This is a genomic window from Azospirillum sp. B21 (assembly GCF_008364825.1).
Lineage (GTDB): Bacteria > Pseudomonadota > Alphaproteobacteria > Azospirillales > Azospirillaceae > Azospirillum.
In genome coordinates this window covers 250,600-271,833 of record NZ_VTTO01000008.1, presented here as the reverse complement: position 1 = coordinate 271,833, position 21,234 = coordinate 250,600, and the positions used below count along the sequence as shown (strand labels likewise).

General features: G+C 63.0%; 17 protein-coding genes and 1 pseudogene. 8 read left to right on the top strand and 10 right to left on the bottom strand.

All coding sequences use genetic code 11. The annotated features are described in order from the left end of the window. Positions 1 to 9 precede the first annotated feature (9 nt). The 7 genes from FZ983_RS20440 to FZ983_RS20410 all read right to left on the bottom strand — a co-directional run bounded on the left by FZ983_RS20440 (position 10) and on the right by FZ983_RS20410 (position 14,562). A complete protein-coding gene (locus tag FZ983_RS20440) occupies positions 10 to 1,029 on the bottom strand; it encodes a hypothetical protein (RefSeq protein ID WP_149225338.1) in 1,020 nt (339 codons plus the stop codon). A 3-nt stretch (positions 1,030 to 1,032) separates the two neighbouring features. Beyond that, a complete protein-coding gene (locus tag FZ983_RS20435) occupies positions 1,033 to 2,271 on the bottom strand; it encodes a glycosyltransferase family 4 protein (RefSeq protein WP_188092430.1) in 1,239 nt (412 codons plus the stop codon). Beyond that, positions 2,252 to 5,029, bottom strand: a complete 2,778-nt coding sequence (locus FZ983_RS20430; protein WP_149225336.1) for a glycoside hydrolase family 99-like domain-containing protein — start codon at positions 5,027 to 5,029, stop codon at positions 2,252 to 2,254. Before FZ983_RS20430 ends, FZ983_RS20435 begins: the two co-directional genes overlap by 20 nt. 323 nt (positions 5,030 to 5,352) lie before the next feature. Continuing rightward, positions 5,353 to 7,980 (bottom strand): glycosyltransferase, encoded by a 2,628-nt coding sequence (locus FZ983_RS20425; protein WP_149225335.1) that lies wholly within the window; start codon positions 7,978 to 7,980, stop codon positions 5,353 to 5,355. Positions 7,981 to 8,429: 449 nt separating this feature from the next. Beyond that, on the bottom strand, positions 8,430 to 10,742 hold the full coding sequence (locus tag FZ983_RS20420) for a glycosyltransferase family 4 protein (RefSeq protein ID WP_149225334.1): 2,313 nt from the start codon (positions 10,740 to 10,742) through the stop codon (positions 8,430 to 8,432). 326 nt (positions 10,743 to 11,068) lie between these two features. Beyond that, positions 11,069 to 13,054 (bottom strand): tetratricopeptide repeat protein, encoded by a 1,986-nt coding sequence (locus FZ983_RS20415; protein ID WP_149225333.1) that lies wholly within the window; start codon positions 13,052 to 13,054, stop codon positions 11,069 to 11,071. Beyond that, entirely contained in the window at positions 13,051 to 14,562 is a 1,512-nt protein-coding gene (locus FZ983_RS20410) for a tetratricopeptide repeat protein (protein ID WP_247883878.1), read from the bottom strand. Before FZ983_RS20410 ends, FZ983_RS20415 begins: the two co-directional genes overlap by 4 nt. Positions 14,563 to 14,733: 171 nt before the next feature. On the opposite strand from FZ983_RS20410, the gene FZ983_RS20405 reads away from it, so the two are divergent. The 3 genes and pseudogenes from FZ983_RS20405 to FZ983_RS34825 form a co-directional block, all read left to right on the top strand. After that, positions 14,734 to 15,597: an IS1595 family transposase gene (locus FZ983_RS20405; RefSeq protein ID WP_149225331.1), complete on the top strand. Its 864-nt coding sequence runs from the start codon at positions 14,734 to 14,736 to the stop codon at positions 15,595 to 15,597. Next, complete coding sequence (locus FZ983_RS20400; RefSeq protein WP_149225330.1) at positions 15,597 to 17,159, top strand: zinc ribbon domain-containing protein; 1,563 nt, start codon at positions 15,597 to 15,599, stop codon at positions 17,157 to 17,159. The genes FZ983_RS20405 and FZ983_RS20400 overlap by 1 nt, the downstream gene beginning before the upstream one ends. A gap of 222 nt (positions 17,160 to 17,381) precedes the next feature. Then, positions 17,382 to 17,499: pseudogene (locus tag FZ983_RS34825) on the top strand (IS200/IS605 family transposase); the annotation flags it as partial. Between the two features lie 83 nt (positions 17,500 to 17,582). On the opposite strand, the gene FZ983_RS20395 reads toward FZ983_RS34825, so the two are convergent. Next, entirely contained in the window at positions 17,583 to 18,479 is an 897-nt protein-coding gene (locus FZ983_RS20395) for a relaxase/mobilization nuclease domain-containing protein (protein WP_188092429.1), read from the bottom strand. Between the two features lie 287 nt (positions 18,480 to 18,766). Between FZ983_RS20395 and FZ983_RS20390 the strand changes: the two genes are divergently transcribed. Both FZ983_RS20390 and FZ983_RS20385 read left to right on the top strand, forming a co-directional pair. Further along, positions 18,767 to 18,913: a hypothetical protein gene (locus FZ983_RS20390; protein ID WP_282187013.1), complete on the top strand. Its 147-nt coding sequence runs from the start codon at positions 18,767 to 18,769 to the stop codon at positions 18,911 to 18,913. Beyond that, positions 18,913 to 19,212: a type II toxin-antitoxin system VapC family toxin gene (locus FZ983_RS20385; RefSeq protein ID WP_247883877.1), complete on the top strand. Its 300-nt coding sequence runs from the start codon at positions 18,913 to 18,915 to the stop codon at positions 19,210 to 19,212. Before FZ983_RS20390 ends, FZ983_RS20385 begins: the two co-directional genes overlap by 1 nt. Positions 19,213 to 19,407: 195 nt before the next feature. On the opposite strand, the gene FZ983_RS20380 is transcribed toward FZ983_RS20385, so the two are convergent. After that, positions 19,408 to 19,590, bottom strand: a complete 183-nt coding sequence (locus FZ983_RS20380; RefSeq protein WP_149225328.1) for a hypothetical protein — start codon at positions 19,588 to 19,590, stop codon at positions 19,408 to 19,410. 210 nt (positions 19,591 to 19,800) lie between these two features. On the opposite strand from FZ983_RS20380, the gene FZ983_RS20375 reads away from it, so the two are divergent. Next, positions 19,801 to 20,160 (top strand): hypothetical protein, encoded by a 360-nt coding sequence (locus FZ983_RS20375; RefSeq protein WP_149225327.1) that lies wholly within the window; start codon positions 19,801 to 19,803, stop codon positions 20,158 to 20,160. A gap of 54 nt (positions 20,161 to 20,214) precedes the next feature. Here FZ983_RS20375 and FZ983_RS35110 read toward each other — a convergent pair whose 3' ends face one another. Continuing rightward, positions 20,215 to 20,349: a hypothetical protein gene (locus tag FZ983_RS35110; RefSeq protein ID WP_282187012.1), complete on the bottom strand. Its 135-nt coding sequence runs from the start codon at positions 20,347 to 20,349 to the stop codon at positions 20,215 to 20,217. 34 nt (positions 20,350 to 20,383) lie between these two features. On the opposite strand from FZ983_RS35110, the gene FZ983_RS34210 reads away from it, so the two are divergent. Continuing rightward, positions 20,384 to 21,046, top strand: coding sequence for a hypothetical protein (locus FZ983_RS34210; protein ID WP_188092428.1), 663 nt, complete (start codon positions 20,384 to 20,386; stop codon positions 21,044 to 21,046). Beyond that, positions 21,036 to 21,233 (top strand): hypothetical protein, encoded by a 198-nt coding sequence (locus tag FZ983_RS20360; protein ID WP_149225324.1) that lies wholly within the window; start codon positions 21,036 to 21,038, stop codon positions 21,231 to 21,233. Before FZ983_RS34210 ends, FZ983_RS20360 begins: the two co-directional genes overlap by 11 nt. The last annotated feature ends 1 nt before the right edge of the window (position 21,234 follow it).

Genomic DNA, 21,234 nt, shown 5'->3' with positions numbered 1-21,234 from the left:
GCCCGCTAATTATTGATTGGAAGGCTGCTGCTTAATTGCATCTATATCCTCGTCATCATTATTTCCTATTTCTAAAAAATGCGTTCGAAGCGTCCCAAATAGATCTAGCATCTTATTGCAAACGGCCACTGGATTATGGCCCTTTGCACGTACTTTGCCCACGTCTCCGAGTAGAGATCTATCGCCACGAAATTCAACTGGCCTCCATTCATCTTCAAGCAGCAGGCTCCGAATATCATCTGCAATGCAGTCTTCAACAGAGAATGTCATCTTATCTGGATGCCTTTGCGTCACATCCCAAATTATGTTCTCAATTTTCTCTGAAGGCCACTCCTTCAAAAAGGTATTGATTATCTGTAGAAAAAGATAATCCAAAGATTCATTGGCATGATAAGTTGTCCTAATCTCAATTCCAAGCGCAGTCTTAAAAAATGTCGGCAGAATATTTTCCTTTATTTGGTCATAATGAATGAATAATCCATCAAGCGTAAAAAATTCCCTCCATATTTCTATGGCGGCTTTAGGGGAAAATCCAATGATTTCGCGAGAGAACGCGGTCTCAGACAAAGTTGGAGCGTATCTCAAATGATGCTTATAAGACGAAAGAAGAAATTCTTTCGCATTTCTCTCAACAAAAACAAATTTCCAGCTATCAAAGTACTTCTCGACGAGGTTGGTCAACATTTTCACGGAATCGGGAGAGGACTTGCAAAGTTCTTCTCCGGACATAAATACTGTGCTAGCGCCTTGCATATTTGCATAACGCACCACCTCAAAGAACACATCTTCCAAATACGAGGAGTTTCCTTCAGCTAAGTAAGAAGCCAATGCAGAATGCTGCATAGGATACCCTGAAAACAAATTTGCAGGATAATGAACTCCTTTTGAGAGGAGTTCATCCTGATTAAGGGCGCAGTATTCTTGGATTGCGGTGGATCCACATTTATGACCTCCAATATGGACAACGAATCGTTCACATCTAGAACTCATAAAGCCGGCCTTCCTAGCTTTCTCATCATCCTGAGCCATATATTACATGCTTACGTTAGAATCTTCAAGTTTCAACGCGTTGTACATTGTCGGGGGTTGAGAGGAAGGGCATGGCTTTGAGTGATTATCTGTAGCCAAAGCTGTTACTCTCTCCTCATACAGCCGCCCAATTGGAAAGTACCCAAATTTAGCGAGCAGTTCCTGCCGAGCGCGTGCTCCTATTTGTCGGCCGAGTTGCGGATCATCAAGTAGACGGGCCATGTACCTTGTGGCAGCTTCTATATCGGGATCAGCCCAATGCTGGCTTTCCCAATGGGGGTAATCGTTGAATCCGACTTCTATGAGGCTATATGGCACCAGAAAAGCGTTCTGTTCGTTGCAGAAGTCCATGTTGCCAGAGTAAGCCGTGGCGATAACCGGTTTGCCAAGCGCCATAGCCTCTGAGATTCCTCTTCCGAATCCTTCCGAGCGATGCAACGAGACGAAGCAGTCACTGAGCCACATTAGAGATTTCATTTCAAGATCTGGCAATGTACGATCAATTACTACCACTCGGTTGCGCAATGGTGCAATAGCAGCTTCAAATCTCTGTTTCATTTCAGGGCAGCGGTTGCTGTTGTTCGTCTTTATGATCAAGGCAACATCATCATAGGGGCGTGCGTCGGTTAGCGCGTGAAAGGCTTCAATAACCGCGAAAGGATTTTTGCGCTCCAGATAAGAGAGGAAATCGAAGGAAAACAGAAAAGTGTAGGCTGTCTCGCGGATGCCGAAGTATCGACGACCGAGCAGTGCTCGTCGACCGACTTCACAGGCTAGTGGCATGTGTAGCACCGGGATGTCCACCTCTTTGGCAATGGCTCCACGGATGAACTCGGATGGTGCCCAAACTTCGTCGAAACGCTCCAGCTGCCGCGCCCATTCTGAGGGATAGCGCTCCAACTCCCAGGCCGGATAGATAACATTCCGACTTCCTGACGCCATTAGGTTGCGTGTCGCCAAAACCTGCAATGCCTGAGCAATTTCATCACCATTGATGCAAAAAATATTCACACCATTACCAAGATTAGCTGTAATGGATGAACTAAACTGTACTTTGAATTCGAGGTCGAGTGTTCCTTGCGGACCATAGATGTCGACGATCATGGGGTCGCTGCCTGCTTCACGCAGGGCGCGCCATGCTGAGCGAACGTGCTCGCCCATTCCAATGGGAGCAAATGGATGGCCAACCACCCTCACGCGGTTATCGCGCTTCGAGGTCATTTTAGTCATGAACTTCGACAAAGCTATGCCCTCCAGACTCAACATTATCCAACGCGTTTCGGACTGCTTGCAAATAAGCACGACCAAATCGTTGGTCGGGTTCGAGATAGCTGCCCTCACACCATTCGTTCCAAGCGTTTATAAAGACAATCCTTTCATCTCCTATATTCTGTTCAATCGTCCTCCGATAAGTCCATTCTAGCCAAGCCTGAAAGCCGCCTGGTGTCGCATTTTCTAGGATCAAGCTCTTATCGCGATGCCGTGGCGTGTTGTCCCACCCAACGAGTACCGACCGCAACCGTTTGAATCCAGGCTCAATACGACGCATGAATGCGCCTGCAAGTTCGCGGTAGTCGTGAACGGAGCCCGTCCAAGCACTGTTGAGCTTGACTACTTGGCGTGGTGCGTCGTGTACCATACCATGGGCTGGGAACTCTACCGTTAGGTCGCAGCCATACCTTATTGGATCCTGCGGACTGGCTGACAGTTCGAAAGACTCCACCATGGCAACGCAGATTTCGCCGATACCTGCCCTGCGGCAAACATTCCGCCAAATTGCAATGAAACGCTTAGGATTTGGCAGCTCCTTGATTCGGTAAATTAATATTAGGGGACGACCATTGACCCGGATGTAGTTGGATGATCTAAAAAATCGTACGAAGTCCTCGGCGATTGCTTCGGCATGTTGCGGCTCGTAGTCCTGAGCCATCAGTACTTGGTCGTCGCGACCATCCCAACGTCGGGTCCAGTTCTCGTTCGCCCAGCACAGGCAGAATGGCAGGTCAGGTTTTCCTGTGATTAGCATTCGCTCAAGCGGATGGTCAAGCAGGCGTCGTCCGTTGAACCAATAGTAATAGTAGCAAAACCCGCTTACGCCATACTCTCGGGCGAGCGCTGCTTGCTGCTCCATTACTTCCGGAACACGAAGGTCATAATAGCCCAGTTCGCCAGGAAGCCTCGGCTGATACTGACCTTCAAAGTTAGGCGTCGCCTTACCGATGTTAGTCCATTCAGTAAAGCCTTTTCCCCACCAAGTATTATTTTCTGGTATCGGGTGATACTGAGGCAGGTAAAAAGCAATAGTGCGTATATCCGTAGTGTAGAGATTTTGGCTCCACCGCTCCAGGAAATAACGACGGTTGCGAGCTATAAGCCGATGCTTAGCATTTTGAGAGGATGAGCTGTTAGTTGTTTTACTAAGATGATGGGCAACTATTGAGCTCGGCTCGTATACGATATGCAGTCCGCGTTTCCGAAGCTTCATGCTAAGGTCGGCATCTTCGCAGTAAGCAGGTGCATAAATAGGATCGAAACCGCCAACTTCTTCGAAAATTTGCTTTCGGATCAAGACAGCGGCACCGGAGACATGCTCGACGGCACGGCGGTAGTTGTAGCGAGGGGTTTCATGGTCACGCCCGAAACCGATCAGCGTGCCTGTTCCATCTCGGTTGAGCAGGCATCCAGCTTCCTGAAGTGTTCCATCAAAAGACAAAATCTTGGGCCCAACGGCGCCAATCTTAGTTCCATTTTCAATATCCTCCATAACATTTACTAGAACTTCCAAGCAACCGGGAGAAATTTGAGCATCATTATTAAGAAAAAATAGGTACTTACCTCGAGCAATCTCAGCGGCACGGTTGCAAGCTGGACCAAAGCCAATATTTTCTCCAAATCTAATGATTCTGATTTCAGAGTTGTTGGAAATTACTTCGTACAGCGGATCAGAAGACGCGTTATCAGCGATAATGACCTCAATATCAAAGTTAGATGGCAGTGATCGGTCGATTGAAGCCAAGCATTCAGCAGTGTAGACCTGCTGATTGAGGCACGGAATAATAATGGAAACCAGAGGTTCTACTGGTCCTGTGAAATCAGGGCGGAGAAAACTCAGTCTCCCAATGATTTTTGTAAAATCTGCACCTTGCAGTGCAATGCAAAAATCCAGGGCATCGACTCGTGCCTTGGTCACTTCCAAGGACGCATCAGCAAGATGGCAAACGTATTCGTAATCCTTCCACTCTAGGCGACCATCTGCGGGTTTACTTCCATTAATACCGTCCCCCCATCTCCGTCCTTCTGCTCGGCCGGTTCGAAGGAAATGCAGTAATGGATTAATTCCAGAACTGGCAACATCGGGATTACGCTGAAGGTATCCGCTGGTCGAAAAATGGCGTGAGGGATCAATGCCAGCAATCCAACCGACAGTCAAATAGTGAGCAGCCGGGCTCATGTGACTGAAGTCTACATGAGGAAGATGTGATATATAGTAGTCATTATCAATAAATGCATCAACTACAGATAGATCATCTGCGCTAAGTCCTAAGTGATCGGTTAATTCATGAAATGTTGAGTGATCGAGCATCCCAGATGGCATGGTTGTGGCTTGATATTCCGGAAGTTCTCTCCCTTCATCTTGTCCGTATTGGAAGTAATGCAAAAAAGGGTTCATCCCAGATTCGCTAACGTCTGGATACTTCTGGAGATAAGCTTTTGTTGAAAACCAAGGAGCTGGATCAACTCCAAATGTCCACCCTATGTTCATGTAGTGTTCAAAAGGGGATTGATTTTTAATATCAGTATGCAAAAGTTGGCTTAAATAAAAATCTTCGTCAAATTCTGTAGAACACTTGTTTATAGCATTGATAATTTCATCTGAAAAATTATTCGCAGATGCGTTAAGCTTCTCTGACTTTCGTGCGGGCGTTTCCGTTGTTACCGACGGGTATGAGGCTGCCGACGTATGGTTCAGATCTGCCTTCTCTACTTCTTTGGAAACCATGGGTCCTCTCTGTTCTTTCCCTCAGCTGTGCTGATGGGTAGAATGTTAATATTTCATGACTCGAGGCTGAAGATTGCTAAAGAGATAATCGAATTTGTCTCTTATCTCCAGTATCTATATTGTGTATATTCCTCACTATAATACCATTTTATTTAGTAGTTATTTTAGCAGAAATGCTGATCATAATTGGTATATTGTGGCTATATCATTGACCTTCCTGAATTATTAGGTGCTTTTAAATTGATACTACAGGGTTTGTGAGATTTTAATAGGCGCATCGCCGCGAAATCCAGAGAAGTTTAGCCACATTTTGCGCGATATTCTTATAATGCTATCTTCCAGAAAGGTATGCCTTTACGAGAGAAAACTGAGTTATACAAAGGGTCACGGAGCTGCCCTTCCCATTCAACCCGCAACCTGCGTAGATCGCTCTCATACACATCCTGGCCAGATTGGCCAAGCAGGTAGCCGCGTGTCTTCGATTCATGGTGATAGAGGCAGGTTTTGGGATCATAGACCGCCCGCCACCCGGCCTTGCGCACCGCCATGCAGTAGGTGATGTCGTTCCAGTTGACCGGCCAACTGGCATCGAAGCCGCCAACCGCCTGGAACACCGCCCTGGGCGTGATCAGGCAGGCGCCGGTGACGGCGGCGGCAGAACGCAGCACTTGGACGCGCCCGAGATAGCCGCCCTCATGGCCGGGCATACCGATCCCTTCGTGCACCGCCCCCTGCTCAAAGCTGGTGACCACGCCGGCATGCTGGATGCTGCCGTCGCCATAGAGCAGGCGGGCGCCCACCACGCCGACATCGGGCAGGCCAAGCGTCGCCACCGCACGGGTGAGCCAACCGGGATCGGTGGCCAAGGTGTCATCGTTGAGGAAGACCAACACCTCGCCGCTGGCCTGTTCGGCGGCCAAATTGTTCATCATCGCCCAGTTGAAGGGCCCTTTGTACGGCATGACGTCGACGCCGCGCTGGGCCTGCATGGCGGCGATCAGGGCGACGCTGTCGGGGTCCTCGTTCTGGTGGTCGATCACCAGGATCTGCAGCGGCCCCGGATAGGCTTGGCGGGTGCGCAAGAGCGCGTCCAGGCAGTTGCGCAACAGGACCGGCGAATTGCGGGTCGGCACGATGACGCTGACAGCCGGATGGCTCGCTGGACGGAGCTCGATCTCACACGGCGCGACCAGCGTCTGGCCGTCCTCCTCCTCGCTGACCACCAGCCCCCGCCGCACCTCGGCCACCATCCCCCGCCGCCCGGCCCAGGCCTCCACCGCCTTGGGCTCGCCGACCAGCAGCCGCGGGAGACCGTCGGGGCTGCGCAGGTCGACCGGCTGCTCCAGGCTGTAGAGCACGGACGGGATGTGGCGGATTGCATCCGCCGGCACACAGTCACCCACGCGCAGCATCAGGTCATGCAGGCTTGACGGCGGCCTCCCATCGGCAAGCGCGCAGGCCTTCAGCAGGGCCTCCGGCCTCACCAGGACCATCGGGCCGGCATAGTCGTAGGCCAGCAGCATCACCGGGTCGAAGCCCGGCTTGAAGACCGGCAGCAACCGTGCCGGCCTGCCGCCGTGGGCGGCGAGCAAAACGTCATGGTCGCTGTAGGCGACAGAGGCCGGTTCGCGCGATTCCGGTTCCAGGGCCGCCAGGAAGGCGGCCAGTGCGTCGGGGCGCAAGCTGCCGGGGCGCCCGACCACCAGATGGGCGGTGGCGGCGCTGATGATGGGATGGCTGGCCAGCAGGCGCGGCAGGGCTGCCGGCGGTGCGACCACCGCCCGGCCTTCAGCCGTCAGCGGGCGGATCAGCGCCCGGGTCTCGTCGCCAAGCGCCTCGGCCTCCGCCAGCACGGTCAGCGTCCAGCGCTCGTGCGTTTGGCTGTCCAGCGAGGTGAGCAGCCGGCACAGCGCCATCGGCTCGAGTGCCGTTTCCAGCAGGATCACGTTGACGGTGAGGCCGGCCTCCGCGGCGGAGGCCTGTTCGTCCAGCGGGCGGTGGCAGGCGAGCAGCCCTTGCGCTTTCAAGCTGCCATAGGCCGACAGCGGCGGGCTGATGTGCCGGAGCGTGTGCGGGAGCTGTTGCTCGATGCTGGCGAGCATCTCCTTCATCGACCGGATGGCCGTCAGAATTTGGCTGAGTTCGTCGAGGGACGCCGCCAGGTTGGCCTTGAGGTAGAGGTCCGAGCCGAAGGGCGCCTTGGACTGGGCGTCGCGGATGCGCAGCATCGCCCCCCGGGCGACCAGATCGGCATGGGCGGCGGGAATGTCGAAGGCAAAACCGTGCTCGCCGCCGCTGCCGATGCGCTCGCCCAAGCCGGGAACGAAGCGCTCGCAGCGCACCGCCCCGATGAAGCGCTCGCCGAGATACAGCTCCAGCACCACGCGCTCGGAAAGATCGCTGGCATTGGCGCACCAGCCGATGATGGTGCCGGCCCCGCGGTGCGAGGCTTCGCCGATCAGGCGGCGGGTGGGGGCGAGCTCAAGCGCGGCCAGCCGGCCTTGCAGGCCGGAGTTCGCCAGCCACTCGGCCACCGCGGCCGGCAAGCCGGCGCGGAAGGCCTCGTCGCGCAGGATGGTCAGCAGCCAGAAGCGCCAGGAGCGGCTGGTGACAAGGCACTCGCGCGCGGCGGCCGACAGGGGCAGGCGCTCCAGCGCCCAGCGCCTCAAGCCCTCGTCCGGAGCCGGAGCCAGGGCGACGTGCGGCAGCACGGCGGTGCCGGTGAGGTTGGCGACGACGCCGTTGAGGAACTCGCCGCGCATCAGGTAGTGGCCGAGGAATTCGCCAAGCGTGCAGCCGGTGGCGGCCGTGATCTCCTCGACACTGGCCGGGTGGCGGCCGAGGAAGAGACGGTAGCCGTTGAACGCATCCTCAAGGCTGGTGGGCGCCACGGCGTCCCGGCCTTGCGCCGGCACCGCTGAGTTTCCAACCAGGGTCAGACCGCCATCCATCCTCGTGTTCCCCACCCCAACGGTCAGGCGCGATCCCAGAGGATGCCATACCGGAGGCTGCGGCATCCGGCTCCCCTACCTCTGTTTGAGGGTCAAGAGCCGCTTTGCCGATCCTGTTGCGAATCCTCCACCCCAGGCGGAGGTCTTAACCGAAATGTCAGGGCAATCCCCAATCGGTCTATACCCAATGCACGCAAACAAAATCAACTTTATTGTGTGGTTGTGAAAGTAATGTCACAATGCACGTGCTGATAATATAAATCTCTCAATCTTAGGTAAAGACTGCATCGCCTGCGGCTCAGGAGGGTGATGAAAGATCCGCTGTGAATGGGGGCAAGGCGCGGAGAGACGGGTTGGAGGAATGCTCTCAGCTTTTATCTCGAATTGGACAATATAGCGGGATTGGGTGTGCTGCCGCGCGGCATGCGGTCGCGGCGTTTTTTGACGGATCACACCTCGGCCATGGCTGAGACGCCGCTTTTCAACACGGCCTGAAGTCGGGCGGCATAGAGCTCCTGCAGCACCGGGCGGGCGAAGCGGCTGCGGACAGCGCCCATGCCAGCCTCTGCCCGCCGTGTGGCCTCGCCGCGGTCCTCCCACACCCGCCGCATCGCCTCGGCGGCCAAGCCGACATCGGGCTCGAACCAGCGGGCGCCGGGGGTGACGGCGAGATACTCGTCGCTGTCCAAATAGCGCTCCTGGCCACCGACCAGGAAGGCGGTCTCGTCGTTCATATAGTCGAGGTTGGCCGAGTAGCGCGACGCGATGACCGGCTTGCCCATCATCATCGCCTCCACCATGGTGTAGCCGAAGCCTTCCGCCCGGTGCAGCGAGACATAGGCGTCGCACGAGCGCATCTCGGCGAGCGAGTCGGCGTAGGACAGCTCGCGGTCGCGCACGATGATGCGGGGGTCGCCCTCGACCAGATGATCGAGCTCCAGCTTATGGGCAAGATCGGCGACGCTCCGGCTGGTCTGGCGGTAGCGGATGCGCAGGACGAGCCGTACCCCGCTCTCACGGGGGAAGGCCCTTTGGAAGGCGCGGGCCACCGCCAGCGGATTCTTGCGCGTGTACCAGCTGCGGGCATCGAAGCAGAAATAGAAGGTGAAGGGCTCAGCCTTCGGCCGCTCGCCGGCAGCGGCGTTCAACACGCGCTCGTCGACGCAGTTGGGCACGATGCGGATGGGGCCGGTGAAATGCTGGGCCAGCGCGTCGGCGCAGAAGCTCGACATCGTCCACAGCTCGTCCATCATCTCCAGCGCCAGATGGGCCGAGCGGGGCAGGGCACTGGTCTCCCACAGGAAAAAGCCGATGTTGTAGGCCCCGCTGAAGCGCTCCAGCCCATGGTTGATCATCTCTCCCGGCGCGCCCAGCAGGCCGAAATGGATCAGGTTGACCGGGTAGAGCTCCTCGCCGGCATGGCGGCCGGGCAGCGTCATCATCGGCATCGTCACGCCGAAACCGGCATCCTTGAGGATGTCGCGGGAGAACAGGGCGTTGCGGCTAATGCCGGTGCCGCCGTCGAAATAACCGAACAGGTTGACGCCCTTGGCTTGGATGGTGCGGGCCAAGTGGCGCACCACCGGTGCGCGCTGGCGCTGGCACAGGGCTGAGAGGCTCAAACTCTGGGCGCCCGGGACGCCCAGGCGGCTGTAGAAATAGCCAAGCCCGGTCATGACCTGCCCCTCGTGCCGGACCGGGGTGTCCAAGAGCGCGCGCACCTGCGGAGGCAGGAAGAGATCGTCGAGGTTCCAGCGCACCAGCCACAGCGAAACCGCCAGCAGGGCCGGCAACAGCGCCCGCTCGTCGCGCAGGTCAAAGGCCGCCGCCAGATCGGGGTCACGGGCGTGCATGCCGGCATAAAAGCGCGAGATCAGCCCATTGGGGTCGATCCCAGCCGGTGCATTCAGCTCCTCCACATGCCGGGCTGCCAGGGCCTCCTTGGGCAGGCGGGCCTTGCCGAACATCCAGTGGGTCAGCAGGCACAGCGCATCCACCCCGCTGTCGACCGTCTCGCCTGTCTGGGCCTGATAGGCCGACAACAGGCGCGAGCGGAAACGGCCGGCGGCGTCCTCTTCGCCTGAGGTGAGATAGGCAATCACATCGGCGGGCAGCGGACACCAGGCATGGTCGGCAAGATTGAAGCGGTCGGCGCAGCGCACCAGGAAGCGCGCCAGGTCGCCGGCGCTGCGCAGATGGAAATTGTGTGCTTCGCCCAGCCGGTGGAGCTGGTGGGCCAGGAAGCTGCCAACCGTCAGCTCGGCCCCCTCAAAGCCATCGGCAGGACGGAGAAGCCGGGCATCCGCCATCCGCTCACGGCTGCGCTTGGTCTGGTTTGCCGTCTCCGAAAGCGCCCCCACGCACAAGGCCTGGCGCTCCGGCGTCATGCCGGAAAGCGCGGTGTCGATCACCGCCCGGTGGAGGCTGGTGACAACGGGGGCACCCGGGATCGACATCCTGGTGCCGTGGATTTTGACATCCACGCAGCAGTCGTCGATCGAGAGAAGACCGGCGGGCAAAGGGATGTTGAAGGCAACAAAGCCGTTGCGTCCTGGCAGTCCGCTCAGCGCCTTGTGATGCTCGTTGCAGGCATGGGTGCCGAGAAAGCGGCCGTCGACATAGAGGTCGACCAGACATTCCGCGGCAGGGTTGCTCTGGTTGTGCAGCCAGCCATAGAGTTTGCCGGTGGTCACGAACTCCAGACGGCCCTGGTAGGTGGCGCCGGCCTCGGCCGTCGTCTTGAGCGGGCTGATCGCGTTCATCGCTCCCCTCCCGGAACGGCGGCCATGCCGCAGCAGGGACGGCGCAGGAGTGGATCAGACAAAGAATGGCTTGCCGTGGGAAGAGCCGCGGACAGGGGAATGGCAAAAAAAAGATTAGGCTTCGAAGTATTGCCGGGCATTTGATCAGCCATACCAACAAAGGAATATTCCTGCGAGGTATGCTAGCAAGAGCGCCGATGATCGGGTTAGCACTTTTGCCTTATGTTACATCTGTGAAATTTGCCGGAGGGGTCAATGCATACTTGGATATGCATCGCCCCGTAAGAAAGCGTGAGGGAAAGAGCGCCTCTCTTCCCAGCGCTCCGTCAGCCGGCTGGCAGAATGAAGCCCTGTGGCGAGCGGCCGGCGCTGTGCAGCGACCACATGACCTGATAGGCACGCTCCAGGTTGCGGGTGAAGCGGCGGCTGTCGAACAGCGGCGCCGTCATCCTGCCATCCTCCAGCCGCTTGCGGAAGCCGGCCCGGCGGTCGGGATCGCCGGCGAGCGCCACCGCCACATCCTCGTATTCGCCCAGCGAGCGGGTGACGGTGTCCGGCAGGCCCGCCGCGTTCAGCAGGCTCGCCGCCACCCGGGAGGCGAAGGTGCCGCCCAGGCAGGTCACCACCGGGCAGCCCGCCCACAGCGCGTCGCTGGTGGTGGTGTGGCCGGTGTAGGGCAGGGTGTCGAGCGCCAGATCGGCGACACGGTAGCGGGCGATGTGGTCGGCCAGCGGACGGGGCGGGGCGAAGACCAGCCGGGCCGGATCGACGCCCTGCGCCTGCGCCTGGGCCTTCAGGTTGCCGGCCGCCAGCGGGTTGGCCTCGAACAGCCACAGCACCGATCCCGGCACACGCTTCAGGATGCGCATCCACAGGGCGAACATGGTGGGGCTGATCTTGTAGGCGGTGTTGAAGGCGGCGAAGACGACGCCGTCCTTCGGCAGGCCGCAGTCGCCGCGCGACGGCACCTGTTCCGGCAGCGGGCGGCGGCGGTCGTTGATCTGGTAGGCGTCGGGCAGGATCGCCAGCCGCTCGGCATAGAAGGGCTGGTGCTCCGGCGGGGTGACGAAGCGGTCGCCGATCACGTAATCCATGTGCGGGCAGCCGATGGTGCCGGGATAGCCCAGGTAACTGACCTCGACCGGCGCGAGCCGGCGCGACAGCAGGTCGAGCCGGGTCTGCTTCGTGTAGCCCTTCAGGTCGATCATGATGTCGACGCCGTCGTCGGCCATGCAGCGGGCGACGGCGTCCAGCGGCACGCTGCGGATGTCGCGGAAGCGGTCGAAGGCCTTCACCAGCCGCTGGCGCATCGCGCTGCCGTCGTCGGGACCGTAGGAATAGGCCAGCACCTCGAAGCGCTCGCGGTCGTGCAGCTCGAACAGCTCGGCCGCCAGGAAGGCGGTCGCATGCTCGTGGAAGTCGGCGGAGACATAGGCGATGCGCAGCCGCCCGCCGGCGGAGGGACCCCGCGCCGGCAGGGCCGGCGCCCCGGCGCGCTTGACCACCCGGTCGAAGAACAGGCGGGCGGAGCGGTCCTGCTGGGCCGGCGTGGTATCGATCGACAGGGTGGCCAGCGGGATGACGACGCCGCCGTCCTGGTCGATGATCTCCGTCACCCGCGCGCACTGCCGGTCATAGTCGTCCCAGTCGCACAGCGTCTGCATCAGGTAGAGGTGGTAGCACAGCGCCTCGGTCTTGGCCGGGGCGAGCGTCACCGCGCGGGTGTAGGCGGTCTTCGCCCCGGCCAGCCGGCCCAGCTCGCGCAGGGTGTGGGCATAGCCCAGCATCGCCTCGGCATGGCCGGGATCGACGACCAGCGCCCGGCGCAGCGCGCGTTCCGCCTCCGCCACCCGATGGCTTTCGCGCAGGGCCACGCCGAGATTGGCGGCGGCGAGCGCGTCGACGGGACGCAGCCGGAGCGCGCGGGCGAAATCGGTCGCCGCCCCGTTGCGGTCGCCCAGCGTCAGCCGGGCGGAGCCGCGGTTGACGTAGGCCTCCGGCGTGGCGGGCGACAGCTGGACGCAGCGGTCGTGCGCCGCAAGGGACTCGCCCATGCGGCCCAGCGACTGCAGCACGGTGCCGAGATTGCCGTGGCTGTCGGGCAGATCGGGCCGGATGGCGATCGACTGGCGCAGAATGGCTTCCGCCTCCTGCGGGCGGCCCTGCATCATCACCGCCACGCCAAGAAGCTGGGCGACCTCGCCCGTTTTGGGGGCCGCCTGCAGGATGGCCCGGCACAGCCCTTCGGCCTCCGCCATCCGGCCGGCGTGGAAATGTCCCAGCGCCAGCCGCACCGCCTCGTTCAGCATCATCGCGGCATCTCCCCGGCGGCCTGTACGGCGACTTCCGCCGCCACGTCCGCCGTCACCCTGGCCATCACCTCGGCCCAATCGTTCGACGTCGCCTGACGGAACAGGCGCATGGTCGGATACCAGGGGCTGTCGAGCCGCCCGCGCATCCAGCGCCAGTCGGCGAACCATTTCAGCACCACCCAGGTCGGCCGCCCCATGGCGCCGGCCAGATGGCAGACCGAGGTGTCGCAGGTGATGACCAGATCGAGGTTCGCCATCACCGCGGCGGTGTCGAGGAAGGCGTCCGGCCCGGCATCGAAATCCGCCCCCAGCTCCGTCACGTGGACCCGGCCGCGCAGCCGCTCCAGATGGTCCAGGCCCGACACCTTCTGCAGGCTGTAGAGCCGGACGCCGGGCAGTTTCCCCATCGCCTCGAAACACTCCAGCGGGATCGACTTGCCGGTCTCGTTGCCGTGCCAGTTGATGCCGACGCGCAAGCCCGGCCGCCGGCCGTCCTCCAGCCGGTCCAGCCGCTCCGCCCAGCGCGCCGCCAGTTCCGGCTCGGCCCGCAGGTAGGGCACGCCGCCCGGCACGGTGTCCGGCGTGGTGCCCAGCCGGTGCATCAGGCTCATCAGCGAGATGTGGTAGTCGTAGGCCGGCAGCGGCTCGCCGAAGGCGAACAGCCCGTCCAGGTCGGGCGCGGTCGACAGCACGCGCTTCAGCGCCGGCTGGCATTCGTAGAGCACCCGCGCGCCCATGCGCTTCAGCACGCCGGCATAGCGGATGTACTGGAAGGAATCGCCCAGCCCCTGCTCGAAATGCACCAGCAGCGTCTTGCCCGCCAAGGGCTGGCCCTGCCACAGGACGCCGGGCATGTTGCGCTTGCGCCAGACCCCCTGCTCCAGCCGGCCTTCATAGGCGACGGTGCCGTTGGGATAGTCGCCGGCCATCAGCAGGCAGGTGCCGAGATTCTTGCGGTATTCCGGCTTGCCGACCTCGATGGCGAGCGCGCGGCGGTACTGCCGCGCCGCGTCATGCGGATTGCCGAGGCTGAGGCTGACCGCACCCAGATTGTTGTAGTTGGTGCCGATGTGGGGTTCGGCCAGGATCGCCAGCCGATAGGCGGCGCGCGCCCGTTCCCCGTCGCCGACGAACATGAACAGGTTGCCCAGCGTCAGCAGCGCGCCCGGATAATCGGGTTGAAGCTTCACCAGCGCCTGGAAGGCGACCAGCGCATGGTCGAGGTTGCGCTGGTCGAGCAGGATGCCGCCCAGCGCATTCAGCACGTCCGGATAGGCGGGGCGCAGGCGCAGCGCCTGGCGCAGCGGCTCCATCGCCTCGTCCGGCCGGCCGGCGGCGCGCAGGCACAGGCCGAGGTTGCCGTGCAGGTTGGCGATGTCGGGATGCTCATCGGCCAGCCGGAGGAAGATCTCGGCCGCCTCGTCGAAGCGCCCCTCTTTGAACAGGACGGCGCCGCGGTTGAAGGCCTCGATGAAGGCCGGTGAGAACTCGGAAATGGCAACCCCCAACGCTTGGCCCCCAACGCTTGGCCTCAACGCTCAATCGCGCAAATGACCGGCGGCGCGGATCGAATGTCGCACGGACCCGCGGCTTCTTAACCCAAGACCCTGGCCGTCAGCAATAAAGGGCTGCGGGTCTATCTCCTTGACCTCTGGGGATATAATGCCTATATTAGGACGGTGATCTTTTCTGCTCTCACGTTCCGCGCCTTTAACGTCTTGTTCCCCGACGAGGACGCCGCGCGGGCGTGGTTCGAGCGCGCCCGCTGGCTCAAGACGATCCGCCGCTGGGAATGCACCGCCTGCCACCGCCAACTCTCTGTCACGGCGGGCACCCCGATGCACCGCACCCATCTGCCGCTGCTCACCTGGGCGCAGGCTATCTACCTGATCGTCGCCTCGTCGAAAGGCATCTCCGCCGTGAAACTGTCGGAGATGCTGGGCGTCTCCTACGAGACGGCGTGGCACCTCGGGCATCGTATCCGCGCCATGATGGCCGAGCAGAACACATTGCTCTCTGGCATCGACGAGACCTACGCCGGAGCCCCGCCGCGCAAGCGCGTCAAGCCGGAGCGCGAGGATGACGGCCACGATCCGCCATCGCCCAACCCGAAAGGACGCGGCAACAAGCGTCCGCTGCTGCTGATTGCCGCCGAGCGCGGCGGCGACGTGGTGGCGAAGGTCATCCCAACCCACGACACGGCCGCCGTCGCCGAGGCTCTGGACAGCGTGCAGCCGGCCTACAAGCATCTGTGCGCGGAGCGCACCCACCTGAATCACAGCCAGCGGGAGTACGTCCGCACCGACACGGCGACCGGACATCGTATTCACGTCAACCGCATCGAATCCTTCAGCGGATTCCTGGGGCGTGCCGTAGTCGGCGTGTTCCATTTCGTCTCGCCCAAGCACCTCGGGCGCTACGCGGGCGAGGCGGCGTTCCGCTGGAACCGCAAGGCCGACGCCTGCCTGGAGCACATGGCGCTGTTGGTCCGTAACGGCGTCGGGCGCACGCTGCCATACGGCTTCCTCAAGGAGGCCGCCTGATGGCCCGCACGAAGCCCGAGCATCCGCCCGTTCATCGCACTGACCTGCTGCCGTCCAATCTGACGGTCGCCAAAGAGACGGCGGTGTTGGCGCTGCTGCAGGCCTACCGCCGGGGTGCCGTGCTGCTGAGCCGCGAACAGTGGCGGCTGTTGTTCGAGACTGGTCGGTTCGACAAGACCTTTGATGAGGACAAGGTCACCTTCGCCGCAATCATCGGCGCGGCAAACCGCGTCCAGATGGCGCGCTGGCAGGTCGTCGGGCAACTCCAGGGCTGGATCAGCAACCGTGCCAACGAGTTCCGCGACGCGGTGAATCACAGCAGCCTGCCGCCCGATACCAAACACATGCTCCATACCATCAACGTTCTGGGCGCGTGGTTCCGGCGCGGCGATGTGGTGATGAAGGAGACAGGCGAGGTCATCCCCGACGCTGTCCGGCGGCTGGCGCGTACCATCATGCGCCACTGCATGGCGCGGCATCGCAAGCCTAGCCTGTCGCGCATCTCCATGCGCCTCGACCACCGCGCGGGCAACATCGCCCAGCCCGTAAAAGCGACGCAGGGCGGCGCGGTCGGTTGGTGGGTGAATCTCTCCACGCTGGAGAAGGGCCGTAAGATCGCCGTCCCGCTGCTCACCTACGCCTACCACGACGCACGTCCCGGCCGCGTCACCAACGGCATCCAAGTCAACGAGCGGGATGGCCGCCTGACCTTCGGCGTCGTCATCGACACGGGCGCGGTCTGCGCCACGAGCCGTGCCGACTACAATGGTCACGGCGTTCTGGCGCTGGACTTCGGGCTGTCCACGCTGTTCGCCACGTCGGACGGCCAGTTGCTCGGCCAAGGCTGGCTGAAGCGGCTGAAGCGGTACGACGCACTTATTTCCATGATCGCCGCCAGCCAGCAGCGCGCCGGGCGCAAGCCGCGCGACAGCCGTCGCTACCGGGCGCTGGTGGAGGACGTGCGCGGTTTCCTGCGCACGGAAGTCGGGCGCGTTCTGAACCGGCTCGTCGAGCAGGGCAAGCCTCGGGAACTGGTGCTGGAGCGGTTGGACTTCCGCCACTCCGACCTGTCGAAGCGGCTGAACGCGATCCTGCGCAACTGCGGGCGCAAGGTCATCCAGGACAAACTCCGCGACCTGGAGGAATGGTTCGGAATCACCTTCACCGAGGTGAACGCCGCGTACACGTCGCAGACCTGTTCGTGCTGCGGCTATGTGGACAAACGGAATCGCCGCAACCAAAAGACCTTCGTGTGTCTCTGGTGCGGCCATGAGTTGCATGCCGACCTCAATGCGGCAGCCAACATCGAAGCGCGCCGTGCGCGCTCCATCGGTTGGCTGTTCCAGGGGAAGGCTGCGATCCTTGTTGACCTCGTGCGCGAGTTCAATGAGCGACGGGTGCGGGCCTTCGGCCCGTGCCGATCCGGGAGCCGGGGTGCCCCCGCCGACCCACGATCAGCCAACCCCTACTTCGGTGGGACGTTGTTGGCCGTGGTGAGGTCAGCCGAACGCCGCGAGGCGTCCGTGAAATCGTCTGAGGCTCAAGCCCTTGTGGCTGCCTGAGTCAAGGCGATCGTACCCAAGGGCTGCCTTCTTCGGCTTCTCCGTCGCCCGAAATGCCGGCCGAAACCAGCGCAGAGACGAAGAAGAAGGCTAGAATGGCAGAGCAACCATAGAGGGAAAATGTTTTCAACAGAAAGCGCGAAGACAATGATAAATTTTTTGGAATAATTGTCTTTTTGAGGACTGGGCTGGGCGTGTCGAGCCGCCGCCTGCGCCAGCCCCCCAGCCTTGCTCCGCCGCTACTGGAGGAGGGCTGTGGTCGCCCAGCCATTTCGCCTCGTCCCGCGGCGGTGCTCCGCTCGGCATCATCCGCCAGTCCATTGAGCAGCAGCGCACGCCAAGCCAAACCTCATGTCGTCGGGCACGCGCCTTCGCGCCCAATCTCCAGCCGGAATGCCGGAGCTTGCGGCGCTGAACTCGGGGTCAACCCCGGCCCCGCGGACGGAATCGGGTGGGCTCGGGGCCACCCAGCCTGTGCGTGTCACCGGACGGGCTGGGAAAGCGGGACGCAGGGTCACGCTCACCGTCCTGTGTGTTCCGCAGGATGGTGGCGAGCCCCCGTCGCCCTCTGCGATCACAGCTCTCGTCGGCCACCGGTGCGTTGGCGCCGGTATCGGCTGCGTGTGATTCTACGCCGTGCTGGCGCGCCTCGTGGGCGGTCGGGGGATCGGCGTGCCGCAACCGGATGCGGGCGACGCGGGGTGTGGCCTCGGCTTCCACGCCGAGGCGCCGCAGTTCAAGCGCGAACCGCTCGCGCCAGTGCTGGAGGTCGGCGGGACCGGGCGCCAGCCGCCGGCCGTCGACGCCGACGGCGCGGACCGCGAGGTGGACGTGCGGGTGCCCGGTGTCGTCGTGGCGGACCATGACCCAATCGTGGGAGCCGGCGAAGGTGTCGTGCGCCCACCGCCGCGCTGCGGCCTCCACCCGATCGGGCGGGGTGCCTGGCGGCATGGACAGCGTGAGGGCGACGCTCTGCGCGGCATTCGCCGCATCCCGGCCCCGGCCGTCCGCGGCGTTGGCCAGCAGCCAGTCGTCGTGGAGGGCGAGCAGCCGCGCGCGTTCGGTGATGCGCTCGCCGTCGTGGGTCTCGGCGGGCAGGGTGCCGGTGCGGGTGATGTAGTCGAACTGGGCGAGCAGATGGCCGGCACCGCCCCGGGCGCGACCGGTCAGCTTCACCACCGCCTCCGGCGTCTTGGCCGCGGCACCGCCAGGCCGGGCCTTGGCACCGGAGGGCAGCGGCGGCGCGGCGCGATCCCGCCCGAGCCGGATGTCGCGGCCGTGCCGGGTTGGCGGAAGCCGCCAGGCATCGTCGTCGCTCATGGTGAGTGCCCGCGAAGAGTGGCTGCGGCCGGCGCGGCCGGACGGTGCATCACCTGTCGTTCCGCCGGAGCCTTGTCCAGCCGGCCCCTCCAATGATCCCATGGCATTCTCCGAATGCACCTCCTGTGCCTCCTACGGCTTTGGAGCCAGGATCCGGGGCTCCGCTCATTGACGCCCCCTGTGGCGGGATATACGCAGGAGACGATCCATGACGGTCCGCGCGACCTTGTTCCTGTCCAACCGCAGTCAGGCCGTCCGGCTTCCGAAAGACGTGTCGTTCCCCGCGCATGTCCCGTGAAGTCGTCATCCTGCGCGAAGGACCGCGCCGGGTCATCGTGCCGGCCGACAGCGTCTGGGACGATTTTTTCGACTCCCCCGGCAGCACCTTTCCGGACCGCGACCAGCCCGCGCCGCAAGAGCGCGAGGTGTGGTGATGCTGCGCTACATGCTGGATACCAACGTCTGCATCCGCGTCCCTGCGCGACCGCCCGCCCGAGTGCCCGCGCCCGGTTCAACGCGGAAGCGGACGGCCCCGTGCATCTCGGCGGTGACCTTGGCCGAACTGCTGCACGGTGCTGCCAAATCCGACCGCGCGGCCGAGAAGCGCCACGAGGTCGAGCGGCTGACCGCCCGTTTCGACGTGCTGCCCTTCGACGGCGAAGCCGCCGGGCACTTTGGCGACATCCGGCCGGCTTGGAGCGCCAGGGCCGCGCGATCGGGCCCTACGACCTGATGATCGCCGCCCACGCCCGCAGCCGCGGCCTTGGCCTTAGGTGACCGGCAATCTCGGCGAATTCAGCCGCGTGCCCGGCCTTGCGCTCGCGAGGACTGGCTGGACGATGGGCGCGGGCCCTGACCACACCCTGCGCCTGGCGCGGGTGTTCTACGCCTCCTGGGGACGACGTCCGGCGCCGACAAGCGATGCCGCTCAGGCCGCGTCCGGTTTCGCCGCGGGAGCGTCCAGCGCTGCGAGTTCCTCGATCATCTGCGCGCGGCCCCCGGTGTTGAGCGCCCGGTGGTCAAGAGCTTCGGTTCGCCTTTCCTCGGTCCGCTCGACAAGCTTCAGCACGATGCCCTCATGGATCGAGCGCGCCGAGGTCAGGCGGCGCATGAACCGAAGAACAGCGGGCCGTCGGTCGGCTGTATCCGGAGTGCGGCGGCGTCCAGAGTGCGCGGCCATCCCCTCCGAGGGGGAGCTTCGGGAGCGACGGCGTGCGTGCGACGGGGCCGGCAGTCAGGACACATTGGCCAATCGGGCATCCGGACCGGTAGAGGCCGGATCGTCAACCGTCCATCCCCGCCCCCTGGAGGAGCTCTGGCCATGCCCGACACCGCCCCGATCCCGCTCATTCCGGACGTCGATGACGATCACATGCTGCGACGCCTGGGCACGGAGCACCGCCTCCTGCTCGACGCCTACCGCACCCTGTGCCGCACCCAGCCCATCGCGGACGAGCCGCTGGACCGCCTGACCGAGGCGTTGACCGACCTGGAGAAGCGCGTCGCCGGCTTGCCCGCGCGCAGTGCCGCGGGCCTGCTGGTGCGGCTGCATGTGCTGTGGGCCGCCCTCGACCACACCGACGCCAGCCTGTTCCGCCCGCCCGACCCTGGGGCCGGCATCGTCCACCGCCTCGTCTGGGGCGCCCTTGACGACGCCCGCCGCCTTGCCGGCCAGCGGTGACGGCCGGGAAGGTGCAGCCGTCGGCTTGCGGCTGCCCGGCTTGTAGACTACAAGTCACACGCCTGCGGCGTTGGCGTGCATGACGGCGCGCTTGCGCAGCCGGAGCGCGATGGCGGTGGAGGTGTGTGGCGTGACGGCGATCACCGGACGCTCGCAGCGGAACCGCCCGCCGCCACGGCTCCGCTGCAACCCGAACCCCTGCCGATTTGCCAAGGAGGTGACCATGCCGCCCAGGGTCCGAGATCCAGGGGCCGGTGCGCCGTCCCGCCGCGCTATCCTTGCCGCGGCGGCCCAGCTGCTGACCGCGGCGCTGGCCCGGGAGGAACCGGCCGATCCGCTGGTTGTGCTGTGGCGCGACTGGCGCGAGGCCCACTCTACCCTGCTGCGGCAGTCGCGCCGCGCGCAGCGGCTGGAGCGCGGCCTGGTTGAACGGACCGGCTTTCCGCGGGTGCCGGTGCCGCAAGACGGGGATGCCCCGCCGGTCTACGCGGCGGCGCCGTCGGACATCGACCGGCTGCTCGGGAGCGATGCCGCCACGCAGGCGCTGCGCGCCCGGCTCAAGCGCGACCTCGCCGCCGCCCAGGCCGCCTGGACCGCGGCGGCCGACGCCTGCGGCTTGGCTGCCGCCCGGGCTGCCGAGGACGCCGCCGACCGGCGCGTCCTGGCGCTGCTGAATGCCGCCGCCACCATGCCCGCCCGCTCGCTGGCCGGCGTCATCGCCCGGCTGGCGATTGCCACCGAATGGAGCGCCCACGAACCGGAGGCCGACGGCCAGCCCTGGACCGTCATCCGCGCCGCCCTTGCCGATCTGGTGGCGGTGGCCGGCGCGGCCCGGCCGCCGTCCGGAAGGGCGGCGGCGGAGCAGGGCGGACCGCATGGACCGTGACACCTTCGCCCGGCGCGCCGGCGAGATCCTCGCGTCGCTTGCCGATGAGACCGACCATGCGGTGCGGCGCGCCGTCTGGCTGAGGGTGTTGGAGCTGGCGGACCGCCACGGCTTCACCCCATCGCTCCGGGGGGCGACGGGCGGCAGGCCGTCGCGCCGGACCGTCCGCTCCACCTCCGACGGCTGAC